This is a genomic window from Propioniciclava sinopodophylli (genome assembly GCF_004324755.1).
GTDB classification, from domain to species: domain Bacteria; phylum Actinomycetota; class Actinomycetes; order Propionibacteriales; family Propionibacteriaceae; genus Propioniciclava; species Propioniciclava sinopodophylli.
Map to the genome: position 1 here is coordinate 1 of NZ_SDMQ01000042.1, position 618 is coordinate 618.

2 protein-coding genes are annotated in these 618 nt (G+C 65.5%); both read right to left on the reverse strand.

The window, feature by feature from the left end; all coding sequences use genetic code 11:
* Positions 1-15: 15 nt before the first annotated feature.
* Positions 16-378: a type II toxin-antitoxin system death-on-curing family toxin gene (locus tag ET989_RS14670; RefSeq protein WP_131170289.1), complete on the reverse strand. Its 363-nt coding sequence runs from the start codon at positions 376-378 to the stop codon at positions 16-18.
* Positions 375-578 carry a CopG family transcriptional regulator gene (locus ET989_RS14675; protein ID WP_131170291.1) on the reverse strand — a complete coding sequence of 68 codons (204 nt, stop codon included), beginning with the start codon at positions 576-578 and terminating at the stop codon, positions 375-377. The genes ET989_RS14670 and ET989_RS14675 overlap by 4 nt, the downstream gene beginning before the upstream one ends.
* Positions 579-618: the final 40 nt, after the last annotated feature.

Here is a 618-nt window from a genome sequence, read left to right on the forward strand (position 1 = left end):
TCATGCCGCGCTCCGTCAGTGCCATTCGGTGAGTAGAGCCGCGGCGTCCTGGTAGTTCGCGGTGCCGGAGGCGAGTGCAATGACCAGGTTGTAGGCGTCTTCGTCGGGTGCTTCGAGGTTGACGTTGTTGAGGCCGTAGAAGACCACGACCGCAAGCCACCCCAGCCTCTTGTTCCCATCGACCAGAGCGTGGTTGCGCACGATCGACTCCAGAAGGACTGCTGCCTTGGCGTCCAGACCAAGGTAGGCGTCGCGGCCGAATACGGTTACCGATGGCCGGTGGACCGCCGAGTCGAGCAGTCCGATGTCGCGGACCGGCCCTACGCCGAGGTCGCTGACCAGAGCCAGGACGTCCTCGAGGGTGAGGTAGTCGATCACTGGCCGAGGCGATCGAGCAGATCGGCGTAGCGGTCGCGGGCGGCGGCGGAGAGGCGCCGAACCTTGTCCTCCCGGACATGACGGGCGGCGGCCTCACGGATGGCGCGGACAGTCGCTTCCTGCTTACTCACTCCCTCGGCTTCGGCGAGCAGCGCGAGCGCCTTCTCGTCCTCGGGTTCCAGGCGCAGCGTTATGGCCATTACGCCATGCTACCACTCTGGTATCACTCGCTCATGCCGC

Excerpts from the sequence above, each read along its gene's own strand:
- ET989_RS14675 (WP_131170291.1), bottom strand. The coding sequence starts at position 578 with ATGGCCATAACGCTGCGCCTGGAACCCGAGGACGAGAAGGCGCTCGCG.